The sequence below is a fragment of the uncultured Granulicatella sp. genome (genome assembly GCF_963521425.1).
In the GTDB taxonomy this organism is placed as follows: domain Bacteria; phylum Bacillota; class Bacilli; order Lactobacillales; family Aerococcaceae; genus Granulicatella.
In genome coordinates, this window is record NZ_CAUQUN010000009.1 from 25,140 (window position 1) to 42,067 (window position 16,928).

13 protein-coding genes and 1 pseudogene are annotated in these 16,928 nt (G+C 31.4%); 1 reads left to right on the plus strand and 13 read right to left on the minus strand.

Features of this window, described 5'->3' with window-relative positions:
- Positions 1–132: 132 nt before the first annotated feature.
- From RWO76_RS08815 to rpsP, 5 genes are all read right to left on the minus strand, one after another.
- Positions 133–270 (minus strand): ArsR family transcriptional regulator, encoded by a 138-nt coding sequence (locus RWO76_RS08815; protein WP_399543079.1) that lies wholly within the window; start codon positions 268–270, stop codon positions 133–135.
- 44 nt (positions 271–314) lie between these two features.
- A complete protein-coding gene (gene trmD, locus RWO76_RS03665; RefSeq protein WP_314354381.1) occupies positions 315–1,076 on the minus strand; it encodes a tRNA (guanosine(37)-N1)-methyltransferase TrmD in 762 nt (253 codons plus the stop codon).
- Position 1,077: 1 nt separating this feature from the next.
- Positions 1,078–1,593, minus strand: a complete 516-nt coding sequence (gene rimM, locus RWO76_RS03670; protein ID WP_314354352.1) for a ribosome maturation factor RimM — start codon at positions 1,591–1,593, stop codon at positions 1,078–1,080.
- Positions 1,594–1,730: 137 nt separating this feature from the next.
- Positions 1,731–1,976 carry a KH domain-containing protein gene (locus RWO76_RS03675; protein ID WP_314354353.1) on the minus strand — a complete coding sequence of 82 codons (246 nt, stop codon included), beginning with the start codon at positions 1,974–1,976 and terminating at the stop codon, positions 1,731–1,733.
- A 39-nt stretch (positions 1,977–2,015) separates the two neighbouring features.
- The gene (gene rpsP, locus RWO76_RS03680; protein WP_006702874.1) at positions 2,016–2,288 is read right to left on the minus strand and encodes a 30S ribosomal protein S16; all 273 of its coding nucleotides are present in this window, start codon (positions 2,286–2,288) and stop codon (positions 2,016–2,018) included.
- A 225-nt stretch (positions 2,289–2,513) separates the two neighbouring features.
- Between rpsP and RWO76_RS03685 the strand changes: the two genes are divergently transcribed.
- Positions 2,514–5,018, plus strand: coding sequence for a transglycosylase domain-containing protein (locus tag RWO76_RS03685; protein ID WP_314354354.1), 2,505 nt, complete (start codon positions 2,514–2,516; stop codon positions 5,016–5,018).
- A 42-nt stretch (positions 5,019–5,060) separates the two neighbouring features.
- Here the strand turns inward: RWO76_RS03685 and RWO76_RS03690 are convergent.
- The 8 genes and pseudogenes from RWO76_RS03690 to RWO76_RS03725 all read right to left on the minus strand — a co-directional run.
- A pseudogene (locus RWO76_RS03690) lies at positions 5,061–5,276 on the minus strand (transposase); the annotation flags it as partial.
- Positions 5,277–5,947: 671 nt separating this feature from the next.
- Positions 5,948–8,341, minus strand: a complete 2,394-nt coding sequence (locus RWO76_RS03695) for a glycogen/starch/alpha-glucan phosphorylase (RefSeq protein ID WP_314354355.1) — start codon at positions 8,339–8,341, stop codon at positions 5,948–5,950.
- A 20-nt stretch (positions 8,342–8,361) separates the two neighbouring features.
- On the minus strand, positions 8,362–9,780 hold the full coding sequence (gene glgA, locus RWO76_RS03700) for a glycogen synthase GlgA (protein WP_314354356.1): 1,419 nt from the start codon (positions 9,778–9,780) through the stop codon (positions 8,362–8,364).
- 246 nt (positions 9,781–10,026) lie between these two features.
- Positions 10,027–12,642, minus strand: a complete 2,616-nt coding sequence (locus RWO76_RS03705) for a helicase C-terminal domain-containing protein (protein WP_314354357.1) — start codon at positions 12,640–12,642, stop codon at positions 10,027–10,029.
- A 110-nt stretch (positions 12,643–12,752) separates the two neighbouring features.
- The gene (locus RWO76_RS03710) at positions 12,753–14,060 is read right to left on the minus strand and encodes a HAMP domain-containing sensor histidine kinase (protein WP_314354358.1); all 1,308 of its coding nucleotides are present in this window, start codon (positions 14,058–14,060) and stop codon (positions 12,753–12,755) included.
- Positions 14,057–14,713, minus strand: coding sequence for a response regulator transcription factor (locus tag RWO76_RS03715; RefSeq protein WP_314354359.1), 657 nt, complete (start codon positions 14,711–14,713; stop codon positions 14,057–14,059). The genes RWO76_RS03710 and RWO76_RS03715 overlap by 4 nt, the downstream gene beginning before the upstream one ends.
- A gap of 183 nt (positions 14,714–14,896) precedes the next feature.
- Complete coding sequence (locus RWO76_RS03720) at positions 14,897–16,270, minus strand: FtsX-like permease family protein (RefSeq protein ID WP_314354360.1); 1,374 nt, start codon at positions 16,268–16,270, stop codon at positions 14,897–14,899.
- 20 nt (positions 16,271–16,290) lie between these two features.
- Positions 16,291–16,926, minus strand: coding sequence for an ABC transporter ATP-binding protein (locus RWO76_RS03725; RefSeq protein ID WP_314354361.1), 636 nt, complete (start codon positions 16,924–16,926; stop codon positions 16,291–16,293).
- Positions 16,927–16,928: the final 2 nt, after the last annotated feature.

Genomic DNA, 16,928 nt, shown 5'->3' on the forward strand with positions numbered 1-16,928 from the left:
ATTTTCTTTTGAATGTTCTAAAGCCATCCGATACACAGATAATACATGAGAATCATCTAAGGAATACAAAACATATTTCCCAACTTTTCTTGATTTGACTATATGATTTATTTTTAATTTATGTAGTTGATATCAAATCGCAGATTGTTCCATTTCCATACAAGTAACAATTTCTTCCACTGTCATTTCGTCTTTTTCATATAACAAAGTAATAATCTTTAAACGAGTGACATCTCCAAAAACTTTAAATAATTGACTTATCTGTAACAATAAAATCTGTTTCTTGAAATATTTTTTGAACTTGTATTGGATCATTATTCGATTGTTTCTGATTCATAATTCCTACTCTCTTCTTGAATAATTTCTTGTAGTAACTTTTCTTCTTCTTTATCTAATGAATAACTTTCTAATAAATCGGGTCTTCTTTGATACGTTCTTCTTAAGGATTCTTTTTTCTGCCATGTAACAATTTTTGCATGATTTCCACTAAATAATACTTCTGGGACTTGCATTCCTCCATATTCTCGTGGACGAGTATACTGAGGATGCTCTAATAATCCCATCGAATGTGAATCCCCAATAGCTGATTCGTAATTTCCTAATACATCTGGAATTAATCGAACCGTCGCATCAATCATCACCATAGCTCCTAATTCTCCACCCGTTAACACAAAGTCTCCAATAGAATATTCATCTGTTACGAGCGTTCGAATACGTTCATCATATCCTTCGTAATGACCGCAAATAAAAACTAAATGTTCTTCCTTTGCTAATTCTTCTGCATCAGATTGGCTAAATTTCTTCCCTGCTGGATCTAGTAAAATCACTCTCTTTTTAGTTTCCGGAGTTCTCTGTTCTAAATCTTTTAATGCACGGTCAATCGGTTCAACTTTTAATAATAAACCAGCTCCTCCACCAAAAACATAATCATCTACTCGATTGTGCTTATGAAATGCAAAGTCTCTAAAATCAATGGTATCAAATGTAATTTTTTCTTTCTCAATAGCTCTCTTCATCATCGATTGTTCCATTGGAGCAAACATTTCAGGGAATAATGTTAAGACATCAATTCTCATTTTAGTCAAACAACCCTTCTAAAACATGAATAAATGCTTGTTTATTTTCTTTATCGATTTTATAAACAACAGGTTCAATAAATGGAATTAATAAATCTTTCTTCCCTTTTTGTTTTACAACCCATACATCATTTGAACCTGGAGATAAAATTTCAGATACTTTTCCTAAATGTTCTCCTTCATCTGTAATAATCTCTAAACCAACCACTTCATGATAATATAATTCATCATCTTCTAATTCGTCTAGAGCATCACTAGAAACTTTTAATAAACAATCTCTATATCCTTCAACATCTTCAATTCGAGGATGATTTTCAAATGTTAATAAATCGAAATTTTTATGACGTCTATGACTTTTTACCGTCAATAATTTTTCAAATTCTCCATCTCTAAATAAGGCTAATTCTACTCCTTTTTGATAACGATCTTCTGCGAAATCCGTTGTAGAAATTACACGAACTTCCCCTTTCAATCCTTGTGTATTTACAATTTTTCCTACTTTAAAATATTGTGACATCTCTTCTACTTCCTCCTCACAATTCATTACTGTTATCATACGTGAGAATTGAACAAAATTGCAAACAAAATCCATTTTTAATGAAACTTATAAACAAAAAGTTCAACAACTCCTAATAGAAATTGTTGAACTTTTTTCTAGTCATTGTTTTCAATGCTTAAGCGAACACGTTTTTGGTTTCTAGTGCGAACACTATAAACAATTGTACGAATTGCACGAGCAACACGTCCTTGTTTTCCAATTACACGTCCAATATCTTCAGAATTCACACGTAATGTGTATTCTAAAAACTCATCTGATTCTGAAACTTCAATGGTTACATCATCAGGAAAATCAACCAATGGTTGAACAATCGCTAAAATTAATTCACGAATATCAGGCATTCTTTTCACCTCTTTACCGAATTATCTCGATGAGAAAAATTACTTAGAAAACTTTGATTCGTGGAATTTCTTCATGATACCTTGTTGTGATAATAAGTTACGAACAGTATCTGAAGGTTGAGCTCCGTTAGCTAACCATTTTAATGCTAATTCTTCGTTGATTGAAACTTGTGCTGGGTTTGCAACTGGGTTGTAAGTACCAACTGTTTCAATGAAACGTCCATCACGTGGAGAACGTGAATCTGCAACTACTACACGGTAGAAAGGATTTTTCTTAGATCCCATACGTTTTAAACGAATTTTAACTGCCATTATTTTTACACCTCCATGTTTTCATCTCACAGTTAGATATATTATCAGAAAAGAAATCAGTTGTAAAGTATTTTTTCTTTACACCCTAACTTTTTTTATTTTAAAGATTTAATATCTACTTCTTTTCTCTTTAAAATGCCTTATTTCATTAAGAAATTAGCGTTTTAATAGATTATTTGTTATAATATGGCTGATATTATACTTAAAAAGAAAAGAGTTGAAAATATGCTAAATCCGAATAACATTCGAGAATTTTTCAAAGAATTCTTGGCTTTTTGGAATCAACCTTTGCAAAAGCACTTACGATTTATTTTCAATGTCAGTTTTTCTGTGATTAAAAATTTATTATTCATTCTTTTATGTGGATTTATATTATTAGGAATTTTTGGAACAGGAATTGGATTAGGATATTTTGCAAGCTTGACGGCCAATGAAAAACCATTAACCCAAGAAGAAATGTCAGATGCGATTACGAATTTAAACTTAGTTTCTAGTTTTTACTATCAAAATGGAGAAAAGATTTCTGATGTTACAAGCGATGAAGTTCGTTTAGTAACTACACTAGATAACATTTCTCCGTTTGTAAAAGATGGAATTGTTGCGACAGAAGATAGTTATTTCTATCAGCATAATGGAATTGTTCCTAAAGCTCTAGTCCGTGCACTTCTCCAAGAAGCAGTATCTTCTAATGCAGGAGTTTCTGGTGGGTCTACCTTAACTCAACAATTAATCAAGCAACAAATTTTAACAAGTGAAGTAACTTTTAAACGTAAAGCTAATGAAATTTTATACGCTCTTCGTTTAGAAAAATATTTTTCAAAAGAACAAATTTTAGAAGCTTACTTAAATGTTTCTCCTTTCGGACGAAACCATAATGGATTAAATATTTCAGGGATTGAAGAGGCTGCACAAGGAGTGTTTGGAGTATCTGCAAAAGACTTAACATTACCTCAAGCAGCATACTTAGTAGGGATGCCCCAAAATCCAATTTCATATACTCCCTACACGAACTACGCTACCCTTAAAGAGGATGTTTCTGCTGGGCTTACTCGTATGAAAACTGTTTTATTCAGTATGTATCGTGAAAAGAAAATTACAAAACAACAATATGAAGATGCGTTAGCTTATAATATTACTCAAGACTTCTTAGCGCCTGAAGAAATTTCAACACAACGCCAATCATATTTATATCAAGCAGTCAATCGTGAAGCTACAAAAATTTTAATGAAAAAGATGGCTGAAAAAGATCATTTAACTTATGATCAATTAAAAAAAGATACAGAATTGTTCAATCGATATTACGATCGTGCAAATGGTGAATTAGCTACAGGTGGTTACAAAATCACTTCTACTATTGACAAAGGTATTTATGAAGCCATGCAAGATTCTACTGCTGCTAACGGAAGTAAAATTGGACCAACTTACCAAACCCCTTATATCGATCAAAATACAGGAGAATCAAAAAAACAAACTGATATGGCACAAAATGGTGCTGTATTAATCGAAAATAAGACTGGAAGAATTTTAGGATTTGTTGCAGGCAGAGATTTCCAAGTTAACCAAGTAGACCATGCTTTTACAACACATCGATCTCCTGGTTCAACGATTAAACCTCTACTTGTTTATGCTCCAGCAATGGAAAATAATATTATTTATCCAGCTAGTATTATTCCAGACACAAAAATTAGTATTTTACAGCAAAATGGAACCTATTGGGAACCTACCAATTATGGAAATAAAATTTCTAATAATTTCTTAACAGCTCGTCATTCATTAGAATTTTCTTTAAATAATCCAACTATTAAAATTTTCCAAACAATGCTTTCTAAAGGAATAAATGCTGGGGAATATTTAAAGAAAATGGGAATAAAAGGAATTGGTGAAGAAGAATATCAAAATATTGCCTTGTCCATTGGTGGTACAAAAACTGGACCTACTGTAATGGAACAAACAAGTGCTTTTTCTACTCTAGCAAACGGTGGTGTACATCACGAAGCATATTTAATTGAAAAAATTGAAGATATTCATGGAAAAGCCGTATATCAGCATGAAGATGTCACTAGTGAAGTCTTCTCTCCAGCAACTGCTTATTTAACAACCGATATTTTGCGTAAGGTTGCTTCTGCAACATATTTCTATAATATTAAAGCAAACTTGAATTTTAATGCAGATATAGCAGGTAAAACTGGAACTTCTGAATTTGAAGTAGATAATTGGTTTGTTGGATATACTCCAGAGGTAACACTTGGTTCATGGATTGGATATGATAATTTTTATAGTGCTCGATACTCTATTACGGAAGCTGACGGTTATGGACATCCAACAATGAGAAGTTTAAGAAATTGGACACTCCTCATGAATGCTGTATACAATGCAAAACCAAATTTATTTAACCAAAATGCAAAATTCGATCAACCTTCATCTGTTTATCAAGACTCTGTTGTATCAGCAACTGGAACAAAATCAGGAACAGCCACTTATAATGGAAAAAGTTATTTTATTAATGGAAACACAACAACTGACTTATTTAAAAAGGATTTTGGACCAATTGATCCAACTTATCATTTTGCTATTGGAGCTACTAATAATGAATTAGATAGATATTGGAATGGCCTAAGTGTTGAAGAACTTGAGAAAAAGAAAGCAAAACAAGAAGAGGATAAGAAAAAATTGACTTCTGAAGAACAGAAACCAACTTCTTCTACACAGACAACAAAATCAAGAAATTAAAGCTTTTTAAATAGAATTGATGAAACAATTTTAGTGAAGGAATTAAGCAGCGTCAGGTTGCTTAATTCCTTTTTTAGTTGTTGGAGTAAATAGTTTAGACATTAGTAGAATTCTATTTCTAAAATGAGTAAAACTGCTGTAGCCAAAGGCATTTCTTTTAAGTACTTTTATCTTGTTGTTAATCCCTTCAATAGTTCCATTTGAAAGTGATGGATACTCACATGTATATTGAATATACGGTAAAAATTTCTTAAATGTTTATAGAACACGATTTAATCCATCAGACAGATATTTTGGTTGTACACTCATTAATTCTTCTTTGAATTCAATGAAATTTCTCTTCTTAAAAGCTTCTCTTAATTGATGTGCTATTTCTTATCCTAGCTTAATTCAAGATACTTCTTATAATAAAATAATCTACAATACCTTAAGAATTTGTTAATCAATCAAATAATCTGTAATAGTTATAGTAATAAGAATGGATTCATCTCGAGTTTTTAATATGAGTTTCCAGTAACTTTAACACGTATTTAAATTTATCCCAAGACATATGTTCAGGCAACTTGTTTAAAGGACTAATTCTAAAATATTTAGCCGTTTCATTGACAACTCTAAAAACAGTATAAATGGAAACATTCATTTTTTAATGATAAACTGTTTCGCAACCTTTGACTTTAATTTTATTCTTTTTTAAATCCACTTCCTCCATAGTATTTTCCCATTTTACATTTTTATCTTTTATTTGTAACAAAACTTCTTGTATAGTAGTCATATCTTAAATATTTTGAACGATTTTTATATAAGGAATGAAGTCCTTTTTATATACACTAAAATAGGGTTGGTGGATTTTCTCCATCAACCCTATAAATTATAGAACCGCTTTTTGAATCTGCTGACGTCTATTGGTACTTCAAAGAAGTCCATTTCGCCTATTTCACTTGGTGAATATGCCAAATTCTATCCGCATATTCTTTTACAGCACGATCTGCTGAGAAAATACCAGCTTTTGCAGTATTCACTAAACTCATCTTTTGCCATTGTTTTTCATCATTATAAGCTACTTCAATTTGTTGTTGCGCATGAATATAAGATTCAAAATCTGCTAAACACATAAATGGGTCATCATTTAATAAATAATCTACTAAGAAATTAAAATTCATACCTCCAACAGTCATCGTACGAATAAAATCAAGTGTTTGTTTCACTCTTTCAGAACGATTATACCATTCCCAAGGTTTATACCCTTCTGCAACTAATTGATTTACTTCTTCTGTTTTTAATCCGAAAATAACAATATTTTCTTCACCAACCGCTTCTAAAATTTCAACATTGGCACCGTCTAATGTTCCTAATGTAATGGCTCCATTTAACATCAATTTCATATTACCAGTACCACTTGCCTCTTTACCTGCTTGAGAAATTTGTTCACTGACATCTGCTGCAGGTAAAATAATTTCTGCAAGACTTACTTTGTAATCTGGAATAAAGACTACTTTAATATATTCTCTTACTAATTCATCACATTCAATTAATTGAGAGATTGAATGGATAAATTTAATAATATTTTTTGCCATATCATAACCTGATGAAGCTTTAGCAGCAAAAATAAAGGTTCTTGGAGTTGGTCTTAATCCTTGATATTTAATGGCTTGATATAAATAAACAATATGCAAAGCATTTAATAATTGACGTTTATATTCATGAAGTCTCTTCACTTGTACATCAAAAATAGAATTTGGATTTACCGTAATTCCTAATGTATCTTGAATATAAGCTGCTAATTGTTGTTTCTTCTGATGTTTAATATTCTTTAATGCATATAGAACTTTCTCATCCTCTTTATACTCTAATAATTTAGAAATTTTAGATAAATCTTTTACAAAATCAATACCAATTAATGATTCTAAATAATTCGTTAACTCAGGATTTGCTTGTCCTAACCATCTTCTATGAGCAATACCATTTGTCACATTGCCAAATTTATCCGGATATAAAGAGTAAAAGGCACGGAAAGTAGAGTCCACTAAAATATCACTGTGCAATTTCGATACCCCATTGACATAATGGCTACCCACAATAGATAAGTTCGCCATCTTAATCATACCATCATAAATAATAGCTGTTTCGGGTAATGTCATTTCATAGCCCATATCAATCACCCATTGACAGAAGCGACGATTAATTTCTTCTATAATAGAATAAATTCTTGGAAGAATTGGTTGGAATAAATCCACTGCCCATTTTTCCAACGCTTCAGACATAATGGTATGATTCGTATAAGCAAATGTTTTCGTTGTAATTTCCCAGGATTTTTCCCAAGAGTAATGATATTCATCAATTAATAATCTCATAAATTCTGCTACTGCCATAGCTGGGTGAGTATCATTAATGTGTAGAGCATTATATTCATAGAAGTTTTCTAATGTTCCAAATTCATGATAATGATTTTTTACTAATTGTTGTAGAGATGCACTAATGAAGAAATATTGTTGTTTAATACGTAATTCTTTTCCTTCTCTTGTACTATCAGCTGGATATAATAATTTAGAAATAGAAGATGCAATCGCTTCTGCTTCTGAAGATCGAGAATATTCTCCACGTTCAAATAATTTCATATTAAATCCTGTTTTGGCTTTTGCTTCCCATAATCGTAGTGTATTAACTGTATCAGTATCATACCCTGAAATTAATAAATCATATGGTTCAGCTTGAATAGCCGTATAATTTTCATGAGTCACACGGAATCCTTCTGGTGTCATTTCTTCTTTAATATTTCCATAGAAACGAACTTCTACTTCTTCATCACTACGATAAACTAAGCCATATTTTCCTAAATCTAACCAATGGTCCGGAAACTCTTGTTGCCATCCATTATTAATGACTTGTTTGAAAATCCCATATTCATATAAAATTGAAAATCCTGTTACTGGATAATTTTGACTTGTTAGTGCATCTAAATAACAAGAAGCTAGACGACCTAAACCACCATTTCCAAGCCCTGGATCAGGTTCAATTTGATAAATTTCCTCTAAAGAAATATGATGTTTACTTAAATATGTTTCAATTTCATGTTCAATTCCTAAATTAAATAAATTATTTCTTAAAGTTCTTCCAACTAGAAATTCCATAGACATATAATACGCACGTTTCACTCTACGTTTTTTCAATTCTTGTTCATATCCGAATTTCTTTTGAGATAAAATCTCACGAACACTTCTCATCATTGCTTCGTATACTTGACGTTTACTAGCATGATCTATGGTTACACCAAATTGAATTTGTAATGTTTGTTCCATACGTTGTTGAAAATTTAATGAATTCACAAAAATCACCTTAACCCTTTTTATAAAATTGATTGATATAATGAAACATATTGCTTCGCGGACTGATTCCAACTAACATCTTTACTCATTGCTTGAGATACAATCGAAGCCCAGTTTTCTTTTTGGTAATCATAAACTTCTTTTGTCCGTCTTACTGCATCTAATAAATCTCCAGAATTAAAACTTTCAAATGTAAATCCTGTTCCATGAACTCCATCAAATGGTTGAACAGTATCGTATAATCCACCTACACGATGAACAATTGGAACTGTTCCATAACGCATAGAAATTAGTTGTGATAACCCACATGGTTCAGTCTTAGAAGGCATTAAAAAGGCATCACAAGAAGCATAGACTTTCGAAGACATTTCACTTGAGAACATGATTAAACTTCTAACAACATCATGTCTACGATATTCTAATGAGCGTAAGGCTGATTCATAGTGTGCATCACCTGTTCCTAAAACCACCAATTGAATCCCTAAGTCTAGCAATTGGTCTGCTACATCTAATACTAAATCAATTCCTTTTTGATGCGTTAATCTTGTAACCATTCCTACCATCATCTTATGAGGATTTTCTTCTAAGTCCATTTGTCTTTGAAAGGCTAATTTATTTTCTACTTTTTTAGTAATAGAGGACAACGAATAATTTTTTTCTAAATGAACATCAGTTTCTGGATTAAATGTATCTGTATCTAATCCATTCACAATTCCTACTAATTTTCCTTGCTCCACTTGCAAAATTTTATCCAAACCGTATGAAAAATATGGATTTAAAATTTCTTTTGCATAAGTTTGACTGACTGTATTCACACGATTTGCTAATTGAATGGCTCCTTTTAATAAATTCAAATCACCATTATAAATCAATGCGTCAAAATACTTATTATCTAATCCAAATAAATCTCCCATAATATACGGATTAAATTTTCCTTGAAATTCAATATTATGAATTGAAAATACTGTTTGTATTCCTTGATAAAATTCCATCCCTCGTGATTTGAAATCATCTAAATAAATAATGGATAGTGCTGTATGCCAATCATTCGCATTAATAATATTAGGTCGATAATCAATATGAGGTAAAATTTCTAATGCAGCTTTTGAAAAGAATGCAAAACGTTCACCATCATCTTCTTGTCCATAAACCATTGAGCGATTAAAATACTGTTCATTATCAATGAAATAATAAGTAATTCCATCAATATTACACTCAAAAATACCACAATAAGCATGTCTCCAGCCTAATTGCACAAAAATATGTTTTTTATATAGTAAAGGAAATTTTTCACGATTGATACTTGAGTAAAGTGGTAACACTACTCTTGCTTCTACTCCTTCGGCTTTTAATGCTTTAGGAAGTGATCCAATCACATCTCCTAATCCGCCAATTTTTACAAAAGGGGATGCTTCTGCAGCGATAAATAGAACTTTCATTATCATTCTCCTTTTTAGGTTAATAGGAACTTGCTTCTCATCAGTTTGAAATAAAATTCACTGATTATTTCCTATTATACTCTTATTTATCACAAATTAAACTATAATATTGTTTTGTTTTTAACTTTTTAATGAACTTTACATGAACGATAAAAACGACAGCCGTTTTTACTGCATCCCAAAAGTTAGACATAAAAAATCTAACTTTTTAGGATCACTTCATTTTGACTGCCGTTTTTTGTTTTTCTATTCTTTAATTGTTTTATGAATTAATTTTCTAAAAGTTTGAGAATAAACCTTTACTCGATTTGGAATACATTGCATCACTCGATTCGCATAAGGAGAATTGATAGAACGTGTATCTAAAATCCATATTTCTGCCTTCTCTTGATGAGGACGGTTCATTCTTCCTAACCCTTGATAAAATTGTTGTAACATTTTTTCCAAGGCATAATCTTGGAAATAATGACGATTTTGTAATTTCATTTCCTCAGCAATGACTCTTTGCTGTAATTGTGTTGGATTTGGAAAAGGTAATTTTGGAATAATTAATTGATCAATGGATACCTCCCCACTATCAAAGCCTTCCCAAAAACTATACACGCCTAATAATAAGACAGATTCTTGTTGTTGAAATTTCCGCTGAACCTTTCTGCTCGACTGATTGGTTCGTTGAACTAATAAAGGAATATCTGGATGTTCCAATAATACTTGCTCCAATTCCTCTAGCATTTCAATTGAATGAACTAATACTAGGCATCTTCCTTGTTTTCTTTGATAAATATCTACTAATTGGTTCGCCAATAAATCCACTCTTTCAGGGGTCACAATGATAGAAGGAGTTGGTAAATCCGTAGGGATAAATATATGATGTTCGAAATTTTGATAAGTTTTTGGTAAAAATAACCCATCTTCTTGTTTTATTATTGAATGAAATAGTGGCGTGAAGATTGGAATGGTTGCAGAAATCCCAATATACTGATGAATATAGGGTTGAATTTCTTTCCACATTTTTAAAGCAGATTTCATACTTTCTAGCTGTAAACTATATTGTCCTTTTTTCAATACATATGAAACTGCTACATATCCCTCTTCTTGTTTTAATAAGAGAACCATTTCTTGTACAATTTTTTGTAAACAAGCATGAGTTTTTTGAACCAGTTCATCATTCCCTTTAAAATCAAATGTTAGTTTTAACAAATCTATACAAGCTGATTTTACCGCTGCTAATGTTTGATGATGAATACTCTTCTCCCATTCTTCTGCAGAAAGCAATATCACTGAAGTAGGATAACTTTCTTTTCGAATCATTTGCATCCATTCTTCATATAAGTCACAAATCTCAAGTAATCTCCTATTGATTTGTCTGGATTGGTGCTCTTGAGTACTCGACATTTCTAAATAACTTTCTAAATGGTATTCGTTCCACTCCATTTGTATTTGCCATAATGCATCAAATTCCAATAATTTTTGTTCTTGGCTTTCTAAAACATGCTCCAATTGTTGTACTTCATCCATTATCACAATTGGTTTATCAAAATGGTCTCTTTGAGGAGCTTGTTTTAAATATTGCACTAAAAACGCTTGGTTTGTAATAACAAGTTTAGTATTTCTCGCATGTCGTATTGCTCTACGATAGAAATCCATTTTAGAAAACTGTCTTTCTTTTCTAGTAATTTTCTCCCATATTTCACGATGGTAAAATAACGAATTACATTCAGATAAATCTCCTGAAGTTGTATGTGCTAACCATTTTAATAAACCAATCACTGTTAAAGCACTTTTCTGATTTTGGTATTGTTCATATTTTTCTAACACTTCAGCTAGTCCTGACAATGAAAGATAATGCTCTTGTCCTTTGACAGTTGCAATTGGAAGTGAGATTCCTAAACTTTCTTCTAATGGTTTGATTTCCTGTTCTACTAATTGTTGTTGTAGTAAAATCGTCGAAGTTGTAATCCATATCGGATGATTTTGTGACTGTACTTGTAAAGATACTAGTAAATAGGCTAACGTTTTCCCCAGTCCAGGTTCCGCTTCTACCCAACTAATCGAATGTCCGTAATTCAATCGTTCTAACATAAATTCGATTAATTGAACTTGTAAAGGTTGATATTCAATCACCTGTTTTTCTACTAATTGACGATAAAGTTCCAATGCATTCCATTTTTGTGGCTGACTCTCAACTTCCTCTTTTTCAACAATAGGATTCAATGCAAATCCTTCTATAAACATAAATTCTTTTGGAGATAATGAAGCATTTTGACAACAATCATGAATCACTTGCCCTGTTTCAGCCATTAAACTATCCGCAAATAATGACATTTGCTGTAAAGTAGGGGCAGGCAATTGTTCTAATTCCTCTAAACAGTTTAAAAACAATTGAGCAGTTGCATACGCATCGCTTCCTGCTGAATGAATTTGCTGATGTGGAATCTCTAATAATTCCGTTAAATCTTGCAGACGATAACTCTCAATCGTCGGATAACAAATTTGCGCTAATTGAACAGTATCTACACAGGGAGCACTCCATTCAATTCCTGCTAATTCTCTAAAACTTTCTACTAAGTAGGAATAATCAAAACTAATATTATGCGCTACAAATGTTTTTCCTTCTAATAATTGAAAAATAGTTGAGGCAATTTCATCAAAATACGGTGCTTGCTTCACTTCTTTCTTATCGACTCCTGTTAATTGTTGAATCTCATAAGGAATCGTTGTCTCTGGATTAATATACAAATCTACTTGAGTAACAATTTGTCCCTGTTCAATAATAGAACAGCCAAATTGGAAAATCCTTCCACCTTCTTCAAATTTAGGACCTGTTGTTTCTAAATCGACTACTGCATAACTCGTTTTCATTCTCTCACCTACTTTTCTCATAAAATTAGTTTACTAACTCTTTTAAGGAAACGCAACTATTCTCATAAAAAGAAGTACACTTCCTTCTATTTGGAAATGTACTTCTTCTTTCACTTCATATTTTTTGGAAACTCTATTGTAACCGTTACTTGCTTTTTATCCTTTTCTAGCTGATAACTAAAACCATAATGTTCTAATAAATTTTGAACAACTAACAAACCAATTCCCGTTTTCTTTTGATTTTCTTCTAATAAGTCATTCATTTCTTCTATGGCATCATTCACTTCATTTTGAATTATGAAATAATTCTCATCCGAAACTATTCGAATGACAGATCCTCTTTTAGCATATTGATACGCATTACTAAAAATATTGGATAGTACCATTTTAAAAGCTTCCTGTCCGATTAATAATTGCTTTGGAACAATATGACTATGAATCGTTAAATTTCTCTTCATCGCAATCCAATGATGATCCTGAGTCACTTTTTGAATTTCTTCTTCTATAGAAATCCATTTTGCTTTTTCTCCTAGAGCTTCCTTAGATTCTCTTAATAAATCCACTACTTTAACGGTCAGTCCATCGACAATTTGAATACATTCATCAATATAATAATCACGATTTTTATATTTCCCAACATGATATTTCATATTTTCTAAAATAATTTTTAAACTCGCTAAAGGGGTTTTTAAATCATGTGAACGTCCACGGAAAAATTCGTATTTGATTTTTTCTAATTGAAGAATCATTTCATTCTTTTCTTCTACATCATCAATCACATGTAATAAATTAATATACAATTGATTAATTTGTGATTTTAATTCACCAATCTCATCGGTCGACTGAACTTCTAACAAAGCATGACGATCTAATTGTTTCATTTTTCTCATCATTTTTTTCATCTGTTGAACTTGTTTCGTTAACATTTTTGCATAAATCCAAGCTATCATCAGTGACATCACGAAGGATACTAACAAGGTATACGGTAAAAATTTCCAACTTAAAGAAACAGCTTCTTTTTGTAAATCAGTCGTTGTAATAAATTGTAAGTTTAAATTTTCTCCATTTTTCGTTTGAATTTGTCGCTCTTCAATAACTAAAGAATTTGTATGACTTGAAAAATCAGCTGGTATTCCTTGACTAATTTCAATTTCATTTGAAGCAGTTCCTACTCCTGCCATCAAAGTAATATCATTTCCTTTAGAATACAAGTCCACAAAATCCATAATTTGACTTTCTTCTTTTAAGTTTAAATTGGACGAAATTTGGTCTGCTTTGATACTTAGCTCCTGTTGTTTCGTTTCTAGATAAGTCTTAGGAAAAATAAAATAAATCGAAACATGAATACCGATGACTAACATGCTTAAAATAAAAAAAGTTGTCGCTAAAATTTTTGGAAATATTTTTAATGATTTCATAGTCTCTCCAATTTATATCCCACATTACGAATTGTAATAATACAATCTAATGCTAATTTTTTACGTAATTCCTTCATATAAACATCAATCACTCGATCAAAAGGAATTTCGTCTGTTTCTTTCCAAACTTGATCAATAATTTGTTGCCTACTTAATGCTTGTCCTTCATGATCAACTAAACATTTTAAAATTTCAACTTCTTTAGCATTCATATCTACTTTTTCACCAGAAAGAGTTGCTGTATAACTAGAGAAATTCACACTCGTATTTTGATACGTAAACACTTCTGTGTCTGGATAATATCGTTTCATTAAAGCATCAATTCTTGCTTTTAAAATAGGTAAGGAAAATGGTTTTTCAATATATCCATCTGCTAATTGACTAAAAGCTTTTAATTGGTATTCTTCATCACTAAAAGCGGTTAACATTAATGCAGGTATTGAACTTTTTCTTCGAATATATTCTAGCACTTCTAATCCATTTTTTTTCGGTAATTGAATATCTAATAGCACTAAATGAACTTCATTAGTATCAAATAATTCCATCGCTTCTTGTCCATCACTTGCAGCAATCATCTCATAATTACATTCACTTAAATAATCACAGACTCCTTCACGAATTGGTGCTTCATCTTCAACCATTAAAATTCTCATAGGTTCATCTCCTCTCTATTCAATTATAAATGATTTTCTTATTTCTGTCCTTGTCATTTATAAAAAATAAGCAGACTTAGAATCTTTTTTATTCTATGTCTGCTCCTTTTATTCATCTATTTCATTTTTGATTACAGTTTATGATTCCTAGAGGTTCATCATTATCTCCCTTTGTTTGAACTTCTATTCCACATCCATTAATAATTCTTTAGGATTTTTACTAAATGTCTTCACACTTGCAATGGTTAACGCAATGCCTAATACCACAATCATAAAACCAACTACATAAAGTACATTTGTTGGTTGAATCACCATTTCTAACGAAGTTAATGTCTTATTAAAGCCATCTACTTCAGCTCCGCCACCTAGACCCGTTGAGGCTGCTTGTTTTCCCATTTGCTTTGTAATACTTGAAGTAACACTTGATAACAATTGATTTCCAACTGTTTTTCCAGTCAAAATAGCAACTCCTGTCGCACCTACAAAGGCTGGTAAACTAATGAACAATAACTCCCATACAAATTGTCCAAAGATTTCCATTTTTGACAATCCAATCGATAATAGAACACCAATCTCTCTTTGACGAGCATTCATCCATAAGAATAGTAATAATGCTACTGTAATTCCTGCAAATGCAATAGATCCAATAAATAATTTATTTGCGATTGAATACATCCCAGAAATTGATTGTTGTAGGGCTGGGAAGTTAGAAGAACTTTTCACTAAATTATAAGATTTCCAATTAATCGCTAATTTCCCTAAATCTTTAATCACTGTATCAAGATTTTTATTTCCTTTTACAAAAAATGTCGCATCTTGATACACTGCTGTATCTTCCGTATTTCCATAAACTTTAGCTGCTGTATGAATATCGGTTACTAAAGTATTTTCATATAATTCTTGTGCTGCTGTAACTCTCGTTTTATTATGACCATCAAACAGTCCTTTAATTTCAACTTCTACTGTTTCATTTGCGCCTTTTTCATTATCAGCATCATAAATATTTGATTTTAATGTAATTTTATCGCCTACTTTTAAGTTATTTTTTTCAGCTAAATCTTTATGCATTAAAATTTTATTTTTATCGCTTTCTACTAATGGACTTCCTTCCACCAATTGATAGGCGCCAGAAACAAATTTATTTTCTTTCGCAGAATCGTTAACCCCAGTTAACATAACCGCACGTTTAAACTTCTTAATACGATCAGGTGTTAACACTCCTTGAGTTTCTTTTGTTTCAATAATATCGTAGTCTGCTAAATCAGCTACACTATTAATACGTTTAACAGTTCCTTCAATATCTGGAGATTCAGAGATTTTTTTAATATCTTCTCCTTTAATGTTTCCTCCACCTCGAGGTGTTCCTTGATTCACACGACGATTAATTTCCATTGAAAAACTATTCGTAATATTTTTAAATACTTCTTTTGAAGCTTGATTTGTTGCATCTTTCATTGATAAACCAATCATACTTAATGTCGCCATGGATAGTACAACAGCAAATAATACGAATGATTTGAAGATTTTTCTTGAAATATAAGCAAATGCATTTTTCATCCTATTCTATCTCCCTCTACTTATTTCACTTCGTGAAGTTTTGTTTCACGTAATTCTAATATAGTATCTGCAGCATTTGCTACTTCTTTACTATGTGTGACAACAATAACACATTTTTGTCTTTCTTTCGCTAATGCTTTAAGCACATCAATAATTTCTCCAGCTGTATGTTCATCTAAATTTCCTGTTGGTTCATCCGCTAAAATAATTGGAGCCTCTGAAACCAACGCACGAGCAATCGCTACCCTTTGTTGTTGTCCTCCTGATAATTTTAAAACATTACGATTTACATGACTTTCTTCCAATCCTAATTGTAATAAAATTTCTTTTGTAGCTGTAGGATTAACTAATCGAATATTTTCCAACGGAGTTAAATAATCAATTAAATTATAATTTTGGAATACTAAGGAAATATGATGTTTACGATGATAACTATCCCCTTTTTCTTGAATATCTTCTCCTTCAAATAAAATCTTTCCACTTGTTGGATTATCTAGTGCTGCTAATAAAGATAATAATGTTGATTTTCCAGAACCCGATTTCCCAATAATCGCGTAAAATTTTCCTGCTTCAAATTCTTGATCAATTTGTGATAACACATTTTGACGTGCTTCCTTATATTGATAACTCACTTTATTCATTGATAATACACTCATGT

What these genes read in the sequence shown, in the direction of transcription:
- RWO76_RS03720 (WP_314354360.1), bottom strand. Translation starts at nt 16,270, where the DNA reads ATGAAAAATGCATTTGCTTATATTTCAAGAAAAATCTTCAAATCATTC.
- RWO76_RS03725 (WP_314354361.1), bottom strand. Translation starts at nt 16,926, where the DNA reads ATGAGTGTATTATCAATGAATAAAGTGAGTTATCAATATAAGGAAGCA.
- RWO76_RS03685 (WP_314354354.1), top strand. Translation starts at nt 2,514, where the DNA reads ATGCTAAATCCGAATAACATTCGAGAATTTTTCAAAGAATTCTTGGCT.
- RWO76_RS03675 (WP_314354353.1), bottom strand. Translation starts at nt 1,976, where the DNA reads ATGCCTGATATTCGTGAATTAATTTTAGCGATTGTTCAACCATTGGTT.
- RWO76_RS03715 (WP_314354359.1), bottom strand. Translation starts at nt 14,713, where the DNA reads ATGAGAATTTTAATGGTTGAAGATGAAGCACCAATTCGTGAAGGAGTC.
- rimM (WP_314354352.1), bottom strand. Translation starts at nt 1,593, where the DNA reads ATGTCACAATATTTTAAAGTAGGAAAAATTGTAAATACACAAGGATTG.
- trmD (WP_314354381.1), bottom strand. Translation starts at nt 1,076, where the DNA reads ATGAGAATTGATGTCTTAACATTATTCCCTGAAATGTTTGCTCCAATG.
- RWO76_RS03705 (WP_314354357.1), bottom strand. Translation starts at nt 12,642, where the DNA reads ATGAAAACGAGTTATGCAGTAGTCGATTTAGAAACAACAGGTCCTAAA.
- rpsP (WP_006702874.1), bottom strand. Translation starts at nt 2,288, where the DNA reads ATGGCAGTTAAAATTCGTTTAAAACGTATGGGATCTAAGAAAAATCCT.
- glgA (WP_314354356.1), bottom strand. Translation starts at nt 9,780, where the DNA reads ATGAAAGTTCTATTTATCGCTGCAGAAGCATCCCCTTTTGTAAAAATT.
- RWO76_RS03710 (WP_314354358.1), bottom strand. Translation starts at nt 14,060, where the DNA reads ATGAAATCATTAAAAATATTTCCAAAAATTTTAGCGACAACTTTTTTT.